We start from the raw sequence: 11,530 nt of genomic DNA on the forward strand, positions 1-11,530 counted from the left end.
CGCTGCTTAGCTTTCGCGGTTGCGCGTCAGCAGGGCAGGTTTCTCGCCGCGCGGACGATTGCTCGGCAGCTGGTCGAGTTGCTCGGGCGTCGGGAAGCGTTCGCTGCTGCGCGAACCTTTGTGCACGATCACCGGTTGCTTGTCACTCGGGCTTTTTGCCGCGCCCTCTCGGCGTGGCAACTCATCGCGGTTGAGCGAGGTGGTGATCTCGCGTGAGTCGCGCGGCGGCCGGGCGCGGCCGGAGCCATTGCGCCCTTGGCCGCCCGAACCCTGGCGTTTGCCTTGGTTGCCGGCACCGGCACCGGCACCGCTACGCGGGCTTTTGCTCGGCGTGCGCGGCCCCTGGCCAACGGCATTGCTGGCGCTGGGGCCCGAAGCAGGCGCGCCGGGCCGACGGCCACGGTTCTGCTGCTTGTTCTGGTGTGGGCTGACATAGTCGGCCCGATTACCGAAGTTATCGATTTCGTCGTCGCGGAACTCATCCGGCGCCCGATCCGGCGGCAGAGCAGGCACTGCCGGCGCGGCGGCGCGGCCGGTTTGCGCGCGGCGTGGCTGCTGCGAACGGGCGGCCTGAGGCTTGGCCTTGCCGCTGTCCTTGCCCTTGTCCTTGCGGCCGCCGCCGTGGCGCTCGCCTTCCGGCTTGGCGCCGCGGGGTTGGCGCGGCTTCTGCGGCTCGCGCACTTCCGGGCGCTCGGCCTCGACCGTGCTGGCATCGAAGCCGAGCAGGTCGCCGTCGGCGATCTTCTGCTTGGTCATCCGCTCGATGCCCTTGAGCAGTTTTTCTTCATCGGGCGCGACCAGCGAGATCGCCTCGCCGCTACGCCCGGCGCGGCCAGTACGGCCGATACGGTGCACGTAGTCTTCCTCGATATTCGGCAGCTCGAAGTTGACCACATGCGGCAACTGGTCGATGTCCAGGCCGCGGGCGGCGATATCGGTGGCGACCATGATCCGCACGTTACCGGCCTTGAAGTCGGCCAGGGCCTTGGTGCGGGCATTCTGGCTCTTGTTGCCGTGGATCGCCACGGACGCCAGGCCGTGCTTGTCGAGGTATTCGGCCAGGCGATTGGCGCCGTGCTTGGTGCGGGTGAACACCAGCACCTGTTCCCAGGCGCCAGCGCTGATCAGGTGGGCGAGCAGGGCGCGCTTGTGGCTGGCCTGCAGGCGGAATACCCGCTGTTCGATGCGCTCGACCGTGGTGTTCGGCGGGGTGACCTCGATACGCTCGGGGTTGTGCAGCAGCTTGCCGGCCAGGTCGGTGATGTCTTTGGAGAAGGTCGCCGAGAACAGCAGGTTCTGGCGCTTCGCCGGCAGCTTGGCGAGGACCTTCTTCACGTCATGCACGAAGCCCATGTCGAGCATGCGGTCGGCTTCGTCCAGCACCAGGATTTCCACGTGGGACAGATCCACGGCGCGCTGGCCGGCCAGGTCGAGCAGGCGACCAGGGCAGGCCACCAGCACGTCGACGCCCTTGGCCATGGCCTGCACCTGGGGGTTCATGCCGACTCCGCCGAAGATGCAGGTGCTGACGAATTTCAGGTCGCGGGCATAGACCTTGAAGCTCTGGTGCACCTGGGCGGCCAGTTCGCGAGTGGGGGTGAGCACCAGCACGCGCGGTTGTTTCGGGCCGTGGCGCTGCTCGCGATCCGGATGGCCGTTGGGGAACAGCCGCTCCAGGATCGGCAGGGCGAAGCCGCCGGTTTTACCCGTCCCGGTCTGGGCGGCAACCATCAGGTCGCGGCCTTGCAACACGGCGGGAATGGCCCGCTGTTGCACTGGGGTGGGCTGGGTGTAGCCCGCTGCCTCGATGGCGCGGACTAAAGCCTCGGAGAGACCGAGGGAGGCAAAGGACATGAGTAATCCTGTTTAGTGAGGGCGAGGCCCTATGGGGTGTATTGCCTGACTTGAATCGCGTTTGGGGGGCGCAATCCCGTCCGGTACTGCTGGTCTCTGGGGACTAGCATCCGGGCGCAAGCCTGGCGGGAAGGCCGGAGTATAACAGAGCCGTCGCGGTGTGGGATTTTTCGACTGCCCAGCGGTGCAGGTCTGCCGGCGAGGCCTGCCATGGCGCGTTCTGCGTGGCTGCTGCAGGCAGGTGCGCAGGCCTGCTCGAGAACGCCGGCGCCACTAGCGTGGCCCGGGCCGAGCCCGACAGCGGCTTGCGCGGCGGCGCTCGGGGGATGAAACACGGCGTGCAAATTGCGCCCGTAGCGCGGATCATGCCGACCCGCCGGGGCGATCCCGCAGTCGCCCGTTGGCTCGGGGGTCTAGGCTATAACTTGACTAAACGATCAGGCCTGTATGACTTGAGCGGTACCACAGCCATGGAGTGTGCATATGGCCAGCAGAAAAACCACCAACGCCACGGTGTCCCCCAAGGGCAGCCTGGAAACCCTGTCGCAGCGCGAAGTGCAGCAGTTGCGCGAAACCGGCTCCGGCAGCGTCTATGCGCTGTTCCGCCAGTGCGCCCTGGCGATCTTGAACACCGGCTCGCACAGCGACAACGCCAAGACCATCCTGGAGGCATACCCGGATTTCGAGATTCTGATTCATCAGCTCGATCGCGGCATTCGCCTGGAGCTGTGCAACGCGCCGGCCGACGCCTTCGTCGATGGCGAGATGATCGCCAGCACCCGGGAAATGCTGTTCAGCGCCCTGCGTGACATCGTCTACACGCAGAGCGAGCTGGAAAACAAGCGGGTCGATTTCAACAGCTCCCAGGGCATCACCGACTATGTCTTCCACCTGCTGCGCAACGCCCGCACCTTGCGCGCCGGTGTGGAGCCGAACGTAGTGGTGTGCTGGGGCGGCCACTCGATCAGCGGCGAAGAATACCGCTACACCAAGGTGGTCGGCCATGAACTGGGCCTGCGCGGTCTGGATATCTGCACCGGCTGTGGCCCCGGGGTGATGAAGGGGCCGATGAAGGGCGCCACCATCGCCCACGCCAAGCAGCGCATTGTCGGGGGGCGTTACCTGGGATTGACCGAGCCGGGGATCATCGCCGCCGAGGCGCCCAATCCGATCGTCAATGAGCTGGTGATCCTGCCTGATATCGAAAAGCGCCTGGAGGCCTTTGTCCGGGTGGGGCATGGCATCATCATCTTCCCCGGCGGCGCCGGTACCGCCGAGGAACTGTTGTATTTTCTCGGCATCCTGCTGCACCCGGACAACCGGGGCGTACCCTTCCCGTTGATCATGACCGGGCCGAAAAGCGCCAGCCCCTACCTGGAACAACTGCATGAGTTCATCGGCGTCGCCCTGGGGGCCGAGGCGCAGCAGCGCTGCAAGATCATCATCAACGATCCGGCCCAGGTGGCACGGGAAATGGCCCAGGGGATCAAGGGCGTCACCCAGTTCCGCCGCGAGCGCAACGATGCCTTCCATTTCAACTGGCTGCTGCGGATCGACGAGAGTTTCCAGCGCCCGTTCGAACCCACCCATGAAAACATGGCCAGCCTGAATCTGACCCGCGACCAGCCGGTGCATGAGCTGGCGGCGCAGTTGCGCCGCGCGTTCTCCGGCATAGTCGCCGGCAATGTCAAGGTTCAGGGGATTCGCCTGATCGAGCAGTATGGCCCCTATGAGATCACCGGCGATCAGGACATCATGCAGCCGCTGGGTCGCCTGCTCCAGGCCTTCGTCGACCAGCACCGGATGAAGCTGCCGGGGGGCAGCGTCTATGTGCCCTGCTACCGGGTGCTGAGCTAGCCGGGCGCCGCGGCGCAGACCCAGGCAGGCGAGACCCGCGATGGCGATTAACTGGCGCTGAAACACTGGCATGGCGCCAGATGTATCCATCTCGTCCCCTGATGGGGAGGTGAGCGGCGGGTCGCGCTGCAGGCAAACCCGGAGGTCGGGCAAGGCTCCGACCTCCGGGCGGCTGTCAGCGCGGCAGCTTGAGGTTGTTCCAGATTGCCAGGCTGGGGGCTGCCTGGTTCATGCAGTAGAAGTGCAGCCCAGGCGCACCGCCTTGCAGCAGGCGTTCGCACATCTCGCCGATCACCTGCTCGCCGAAGGCGCGGATGCTGTCGCTGTCGTCGCCATAGGCCTCCAGTTGCTTGCGTACCCAGCGCGGGATTTCGGCGCCACAGGCATCGGAGAAGCGTGCCAGCTTGCTGTAGTTGGTGATCGGCATGATGCCCGGTACCACCGGAATATCCACGCCCAGCTTGCGCAGTCGCTCGACGAAGTAGAAGTAGCTGTCGGCGTTGAAGAAGTACTGGGTGATCGCGCTGCTGGCGCCGGCCTTGGCCTTGCGCACGAAGTTGGCGATGTCGTCCTCGAAGTTGCGTGCCTGCGGATGCATCTCCGGGTAGGCGGCGACTTCGATGTGGAAGTGATCGCCGGTCTCCTGGCGAATGAAGCTGACCAGTTCGTTGGCGTAACGCAGCTCGCCGCTGGCCAGGCCCATGCCGGACGGCAGGTCGCCACGCAGGGCGACGATGCGCTCGATCCCGGCGTCCTTGTAGGTGTTCAGCAGCTCGCGCAGTTCGGCCTTGGAGTCGCCGACGCAGGACAGGTGCGGCGCCGTGCTCACGCCGACATCGTTATTTAGCTGCAGCACGGTGTGCAGGGTGCGGTCGCGGGTCGAACCGCCGGCACCGTAAGTGCAGGAGAAGAAGTCCGGCTGGTAGCTGGCCAACTGGCGCGCGGTGGCCAACAGTTTTTCATGCCCGGCTTCGGTCTTGGCGGGGAAGAACTCGAAGCTGTAACGGCGTTCTTGAGACATAAGAAAACTCCCTAGGGTGGGTTAGCCGAAGGCGTAACCCACCATGGTTCTCGATGGGTTACGCCGCTGCGCGGCTAACCCACCCTACGCATCAATAGCGATAGGCGTCCGGCTTGAACGGGCCTTCCTGGGTGACGCCGATGTAGTCGGCCTGCTGCTTGGTCAGTTGCGTGACCACGCCGCCGAAGCCCTTGACCATCTCCAGCGCCACTTCTTCGTCGAGCTTCTTCGGCAGGACTTCGACGCACAGGCGTTCGGCTTTCTGTGCGGCCGGCAGCTCGGCGAACTTCTGGCCGAACAGGAAGATCTGCGCCAGCACCTGGTTGGCGAAGGAGCCGTCCATGATCCGGCTCGGGTGGCCGGTGGCGTTGCCCAGGTTGACCAGGCGGCCTTCGGCCAGCAGGATCAGGTAGTCGTCGTTGAGCGGGTCGAGGTCTTTGCCGGTGCGGTGGATCTTGTGCACCTGCGGTTTGACTTCTTCCCAGGCCCAGTGCTTGCGCATGAAGGCGGTGTCGATTTCGTTGTCGAAGTGGCCGATGTTGCACACCACGGCACGCTTCTTCAGCGCCTTGAGCATGTTGGCGTCGCAGACGTTGACGTTGCCGGTGGTGGTGACGATCAGGTCGATCTTGCCCAGCAGCGCGCTGTCGACGCAGGCTTCGCTGCCGTCGTTGATGCCGTCCTTGAACGGCGAAACCAGTTCGAAGCCGTCCATGCACGCCTGCATGGCGCAGATCGGGTCGACTTCGCTGACCTTGACGATCATGCCTTCCTGGCGCAGCGACTGCGCCGAGCCCTTGCCCACGTCGCCGTAGCCGATCACCAGCGCCTGCTTGCCGGACAGCAGGTGGTCGGTGCCGCGCTTGATCGCGTCGTTGAGGCTGTGACGGCAGCCGTACTTGTTGTCGTTCTTGCTCTTGGTCACCGAGTCGTTGACGTTGATCGCCGGGACTTTCAGCTCGCCCTTGGCCAGCATGTCGAGCAGGCGGTGTACGCCGGTGGTGGTTTCTTCGGTGACGCCGTGGATCTTGTCGAGCATGGCCGGGTATTTGTTATGCAGGATCTCGGTCAGGTCGCCGCCGTCGTCGAGGATCATGTTGGCGTCCCATGGCTGGCCGCCGGCCAGGATGGTCTGCTCGATGCACCACTCGTATTCGGCTTCGGTCTCGCCCTTCCAGGCGAACACCGGGATGCCGGCGGCGGCGATGGCCGCGGCGGCCTGATCCTGGGTGGAGAAGATGTTGCACGACGACCAGCGCACTTCGGCGCCCAGGGCGACCAGGGTCTCGATCAGCACGGCGGTCTGGATGGTCATGTGGATGCAGCCGATGATCTTCGCGCCCTTGAGCGGTTGTTCGCCGGCGTATTTGCGGCGCAGGCCCATCAGCGCGGGCATTTCCGATTCGGCGATGATGATTTCGCGGCGGCCCCAGGCGGCCAGGGAAATGTCGGCGACTTTGAAGTCGGTAAAACCGGCAGGCGTCAGTACAGCGCTCATGCAGTGAATTCTCCATTCGTTGTCTGCGATCAGGCTGTGTGAAAACTACTGCGCTCGGCCAGGCTGCGTTAGAAACCGGCTCGGAATGCTCATTTACAGTGCGTAAACTCCGCTTCCTCGCCTGATTCTGTCTTGCCTGACCTTCGCTCGCTACGTTTTCACGCAGTCTGATTGGGCGCCGTTGATGCGTTTGGTTAACGCCCCATCCGAGCCTGACAAATCCCCGCTTGGCAGGGTTTGCTGCAGCGCCCCTCGGACAGGTGGCGGGAGCGACCGGAACTGTGCCGGTCGTGTGAAGCCCGGCGATTATAGCGAGGCCGGGCGCCAAGCCCAAGGCTTTCCGTCGCTCGGGATGGCCGTGGATGGCCGTCTGGGCCAATAGCGCCGCAATGGATCGGACATGGGCACTCCAGGAGCGGGATGCGCCAGCGCAACGTCGGCCCAAGCCAGCGGGCGAGCTGGTTGGCCGCCGCGCCAGCGCCTGGGTGCGCGCCAGGCATGGGGCGGCCTGCGAACGGCCGTTCCCGGCGTGTTGACCTCTGCGCTCAAACACCACGCTTGGCCGCACCGGCGCGGATGGCGATACTGTCGGCCGTTCTGTTAATCCAAGCTGTTTGTCGTGAAGGTGTTATGAAGTTGAAGAGCCTGTTCCTCGTTGCGCTTGCCCTGACCCTGACTGCCTGCGGAGGGGTCGACCCGAACTCTCCGCAGGGCCAGCGCCAGGCCATTTTCAAGCAGATGCTCAAGGTCAGCGAAGACCTCGGCGGCATGTTGCGTGGGCGGATTGCCTTCAAGCCGCAGCGGTTTGTCAGCGGTGCGGCCGAACTCGATCAACTGGTTCGCACGCCTTGGCAGCACTTTCCCCAAGTCAAGGAAGAGGGCGGTGAGAGCCGTGCCAAGGATGAGGTCTGGCAGCGCCAGGCGCGTTTCCAGCAGCTGGCCCGCGAGCTGGAAGCAGGCACGGCCGCACTGGTCGCCGCGACGGCTGTCCGCCCGCTGGAAGCTGCCGATTTGGTTGCGCCCGTGCAGCGTGTCGAGGACGGCTGCAAGGCCTGTCACGAGGAGTTTCGTGCGTTCTAGCAGGCCGTTGAAAAACTACCTGCGTTGGCAATACTGCGTTAAAAACGGCCTGCTAGCGGGGCATCGCACCGGCTTAAAACCCCTCGATCCGCGCGCCGCGCAGTTGATCGCGCAAGGCCTGCACTTGCGGGTGGCGAAAGAAGGCCTGCAGTTGCGCCGCGCGGCTTGGGCCGATTCCGGGCTGGCGCTGCCAGTCTGAGCTGGTGCGTTGCGCCAGCTCATCCCAGTTGTCCGCCAGCGGCGCATCGCCGCTTGGCGGCAGGCCGATGGCGCGCAGCCAGTCGGCAAAGGGGCGTTGCCGGGCCAGGCCGAAACTGTGCAGCAACGCGGCAGCGCTGCGTTCGCCAAATCCGGGAAGATTGCGCACCTGGCTCTCGCTCAGGCTCAGCCAGTCGAGCAAGCCGTCGATTTGCTGCGCCTGCAGCAGTTTGTCCCAGGTGGCGGGGCCGACCCCGGGTAGCGCCAAGCCCTGTTTGCCACTGAGCCAAGCCAGGCGCGCGCGGAACTGGCTGGCGCAGGCCGGGGTGGCGCGCCAGCAGCTCAGCGGGTGGTATGTGTCGGCATCAGGAACCGCGAGTCGGCGGCGTTGCGGGCTACGCCAGACCACGCTGTCCAGTTTGGGAATGGTCAGGCCGGCGAGGCGGATCGCGACCTGATCGCCCGGGCGAATGTCCAGCTGCTGCCAGCGTTGCAACGAGCCGAGGCCGACATATTCGATCCGGCGCTCGTCCAGGGTGATCGCCTGCAAGCGCAGCACTGGGGTGATGCGGCCGCTGCGGCCAATCCGGAAATCCACCGCCTGCACCACGGCCAACGCCTGGCTCAGCGGGTATTTCCAGGCCGCCGCCCAATGCGGCGGTGCGGCTTGCCAGCGTTCGACGGCGGGGCGCTTGCCCTGGCGCAGCACCACGCCATCGCTGGCGAAAGGCAGGGGGTTGCGGTACCACTGTTCGCGCCAGTGCCGGGCGGCGCTGAAGTCGCTGAGCGGCTGGCTGAATCGCAGGCTGTCGGCAAAACCCAGGGCGTCGAGTTGCTGCAAGCGCTCGCGCATCTCGGCCGGGCCGTCCGGCCAGTCCCAGACGAACAAGCCGATGCCGGCGGCGTCCTGCTCCGTCAGCGTTTGCCGCGCCAGCAGGCCGGCGACCCGGCCGCGCGCGCCAAGGCCGCCGGCCTCGGCTTGCACATGCTCGGGCAGGCGCCAATAGAGTTCGCCTTGCAGGGTCAGGTCAAGCGCCGTCGGCAGGCGTTGCGGAATGGCTGGCAGGCGTTGCGCCTGGGTCGTCCAGTCCTGGCCGCTGCGGCCGTCGCCGCGGCTGATGGCCTGCCGCAAATGGCCGTCGCGATAGACCAGGGTCACCGCCACGCCATCGACCTTGGGTTGGATCCACAGGTCGTTGCGGGTCGCGATCCAGTTGCGGACCTCGGCGTGATCCGCCAGCTTGCGCAGCCCGGTCTGTGCCACCGGATGGACGACCCGCCCGGCGCTGCCGCTCAGGGGATCGGTGGGCGGCGGGCCGATTCCGGCAAAGCAGCTGCGCCACTGCTCCAACTGGGCGCGGGCCTGGTCGTAGAGTTCGTCGGCGACCAGGGCCACGCCCTGGCGATGGTAGGCGTCGTCCCAGGCGGCGAGCTGTGCGCCGAGTGCGGTTATTTCAGCCTTGGCCTGCACCGTGGGCCAGTCGGGGCAAGGGGCGGCCCAGGCATCGAGGACGAGCGCAAGCAGGAGTAGGGCGATCCGGGGATTCATCATGAGCATCCTTGCTCGGGGGGAATAGGCTTTACAGCCTAGCAGGCCGTTGAAAAACTACCTACGTTGCCGATACGGCGTTAAAAACAGGCTCGGAATGCTCATTTACAGCTCGTAAACTCCGCTTCCTCGCCTGTTTTTGCCTTGTCTCGGCTGCCTCGCCTACGTTTTTCAACGGCCTGCTAGTCGGTTTCCTGCGCACAACAAAAAGCCCCGCACGGGGCGGGGCTCTCGGTGTTGCTGGCGGGCTTACAAACCGCCGGCGGCGCGCAGCTCGGCGGCCTTGTCGGTTTTTTCCCAGGTGAAGGCGGTGAAGCTGTCGTCGCCCACGCTCATCTCGACCGGGGGACGGCCGAAGTGGCCGTAGGCCGCGGTCGCCTGGTACATCGGGTGCAGCAGGTCGAGCATTTTGGTGATCGCGTAGGGGCGCAGGTCGAAGTGCTCGCGCACCAGCTGGATGATCAGGTCGTCGCCGATCTTGCCGGTGCCGAAGGTGTTGATCGAGATCGAGGTCGGTTGGGCCACGCCGATGGCGTAGGACACCTGGATCTCGCAGCGCTCGGCCAAACCTGCAGCGACGATGTTCTTCGCCACGTAACGGCCGGCGTAAGCCGCCGAACGGTCGACCTTGGACGGATCCTTGCCGGAGAAGGCGCCGCCGCCGTGACGGGCCATGCCGCCGTAGGTGTCGACGATGATCTTGCGCCCGGTCAGGCCGCAATCGCCCACCGGGCCGCCGATGACGAATTTGCCGGTCGGGTTGATATGGTACTGGGTGCCCTTGTGCAGCAGTTCGGCGGGCAGGGTGTGCTTGACGATCAACTCCATGACCGCTTCCTGCAGGTCGGCCTGGCTGATTTCCGGGTTGTGCTGGGTGGACAGCACTATCGCGTCGATGCCGACCACCTTGCCGTTCTCGTAGCGGCAGGTGACCTGGGATTTGGCGTCCGGGCGCAGCCACGGCAGCAGGCCGGATTTGCGCGCTTCGGCCTGGCGCTCGACCAGGCGGTGCGAGAAGCAGATCGGCGCCGGCATCAGCACGTCGGTTTCGTTGCTGGCGTAGCCGAACATCAGGCCCTGGTCGCCGGCGCCCTGGTCTTCCGGCTTGGCCCGGTCGACGCCCTGGTTGATGTCCGGGGACTGCTTGCCGATGATGTTGAGCACGCCGCAGGTGGCGCCGTCGAAGCCGACGTCGGAGCTGGTGTAGCCGATGTCGCAGATGACGTCGCGGACGATCTGCTCGAGGTCGACCCAGGCGCTGGTGGTGACTTCGCCGGCGACAATCGCCACGCCGGTCTTGACCAGGGTTTCACAGGCCACGCGGGCGTGTTTGTCCTGGGCGATGATGGCATCGAGCACCGCGTCGGAAATCTGGTCGGCGATCTTGTCCGGATGGCCTTCGGAGACGGACTCGGAGGTAAAGAGGGAGTATTCGCTCATCGATCGGTTTTCCTATGGTTAAGCGCTGACTGGAGCCCGTAGGCCGCTGTGTGTTGGCGGTTTGGCAAAGTGCCGAACCTGAATCTGGAAGCCGTTACGCAGGCCTACATAGAGGCTGTCGCTGGCGCTGAGTCCGGCCGCGACGGCCCAACGGGCCAGGTCGTCTTGCTCGAAGCCGAGCCAGAGATCGCCGCAGGCCTCGCGGGCCCAGCTCTGGTTATGGCTGCAGAGATCGGTGATCAGCAGACTGCCGCCGGGGTTTACCCGGTTGGCCAGTCGCTTCAGGGCCTCGGCCGGGGCGGCGAAATGGTGCAGCACCATATTCAGCACCACGCAGTCGGCGGCGGCGTAGTCATCGCTCAGGGCGTCGGCCAGTTGCAGTTCGATGTTGGCCAGGCCTTCTGCCGCGCAGCGCAACTGCGCCAGTTCGAGCATCGCCTGGCTGTTGTCCAGGGCCGTGACCCGGGCAAAGCGCCGCGCCAGCTCAGGCAGGAAGCCGCCGTCGCCGGGGCCGATTTCCAGCGCTGTGGCCGATGGCGTAAAGCCCAGGGAGTCGAGCAGGGTCAGCACGCTGTCGCGATATTGCGGCAGGCCGGCGATCAGGTCTTGCTGGGCTTGGAAGCTGGCCGCGCTGCGGGCGAAAAACTCCTGGCTGGCCGCGGCGCGCTGGCTGTGCACGTTGGCGATGCGCGCCCGAACCTCGTCCGGCAGCGGCAAGCCATCGACTTCCTCGAGCAGGGCCGCATGCAGAACGCTGCCGAGGTGTTCGCTCTGCGCCAGGGCGCGGCGATAGAAGATCGCATTGCCTTCGCGGCGGGTGGCGACCAGGCCGGCCTGGGCCAGCACCTTCAAGTGGTGGCTGATGCCCGATTGGCCGATGGCGAATATCTGCGCCAGCTCCAGCACGCCGAAGGAGTCGTTGGCCAGGGCGCGCAGTACGTTCAGGCGCAACGGATCGCCGCCGGCCTTGCACAGGGCGGACAGTTCATCGACGGGCTCGAAATGCAGTTGGGGGGCGCGCACATTCATAGGG

At 65.6% G+C, this 11,530-nt stretch carries 8 protein-coding genes and 1 riboswitch; of the genes, 2 read left to right on the top strand and 6 right to left on the bottom strand.

The genetic code is table 11. The annotated features are described in order from the left end of the window. Positions 1-6 precede the first annotated feature (6 nt). The gene (locus P8H27_RS09245) at positions 7-1,854 is read right to left on the bottom strand and encodes a DEAD/DEAH box helicase (RefSeq protein ID WP_289636962.1); all 1,848 of its coding nucleotides are present in this window, start codon (positions 1,852-1,854) and stop codon (positions 7-9) included. Between the two features lie 483 nt (positions 1,855-2,337). Here P8H27_RS09245 and ppnN point away from each other — a divergent pair, with 483 nt between their 5' ends. Then, on the top strand, positions 2,338-3,711 hold the full coding sequence (gene ppnN, locus P8H27_RS09250; protein ID WP_289636963.1) for a nucleotide 5'-monophosphate nucleosidase PpnN: 1,374 nt from the start codon (positions 2,338-2,340) through the stop codon (positions 3,709-3,711). Positions 3,712-3,886: 175 nt separating this feature from the next. On the opposite strand, the gene metF is transcribed toward ppnN, so the two are convergent. Further along, positions 3,887-4,732: a methylenetetrahydrofolate reductase [NAD(P)H] gene (gene metF / locus P8H27_RS09255; protein WP_289636965.1), complete on the bottom strand. Its 846-nt coding sequence runs from the start codon at positions 4,730-4,732 to the stop codon at positions 3,887-3,889. A 91-nt stretch (positions 4,733-4,823) separates the two neighbouring features. Beyond that, the gene (gene ahcY / locus P8H27_RS09260; RefSeq protein WP_289636967.1) at positions 4,824-6,230 is read right to left on the bottom strand and encodes an adenosylhomocysteinase; all 1,407 of its coding nucleotides are present in this window, start codon (positions 6,228-6,230) and stop codon (positions 4,824-4,826) included. Positions 6,231-6,396: 166 nt separating this feature from the next. After that, a riboswitch (S-adenosyl-L-homocysteine riboswitch) is annotated at positions 6,397-6,490 on the bottom strand. Between the two features lie 370 nt (positions 6,491-6,860). Here ahcY and P8H27_RS09265 point away from each other — a divergent pair. After that, positions 6,861-7,310, top strand: a complete 450-nt coding sequence (locus tag P8H27_RS09265) for a cytochrome c (RefSeq protein ID WP_289636969.1) — start codon at positions 6,861-6,863, stop codon at positions 7,308-7,310. A gap of 73 nt (positions 7,311-7,383) precedes the next feature. Here the strand turns inward: P8H27_RS09265 and ligB are convergent, their stop codons facing one another. The 3 genes from ligB to P8H27_RS09280 all read right to left on the bottom strand — a co-directional run bounded on the left by ligB (position 7,384) and on the right by P8H27_RS09280 (position 11,526). Further along, entirely contained in the window at positions 7,384-9,057 is a 1,674-nt protein-coding gene (gene ligB / locus P8H27_RS09270; protein ID WP_289637052.1) for an NAD-dependent DNA ligase LigB, read from the bottom strand. A gap of 249 nt (positions 9,058-9,306) precedes the next feature. Beyond that, positions 9,307-10,497: a methionine adenosyltransferase gene (gene metK, locus P8H27_RS09275; RefSeq protein ID WP_289636971.1), complete on the bottom strand. Its 1,191-nt coding sequence runs from the start codon at positions 10,495-10,497 to the stop codon at positions 9,307-9,309. A gap of 18 nt (positions 10,498-10,515) precedes the next feature. Beyond that, complete coding sequence (locus tag P8H27_RS09280) at positions 10,516-11,526, bottom strand: metalloregulator ArsR/SmtB family transcription factor (protein ID WP_289636972.1); 1,011 nt, start codon at positions 11,524-11,526, stop codon at positions 10,516-10,518. Between the last annotated feature and the right edge of the window lie 4 nt (positions 11,527-11,530).

The organism is Pseudomonas sp. sp1636 (assembly GCF_030376615.1).
In the GTDB taxonomy this organism is placed as follows: domain Bacteria; phylum Pseudomonadota; class Gammaproteobacteria; order Pseudomonadales; family Pseudomonadaceae; genus Aquipseudomonas.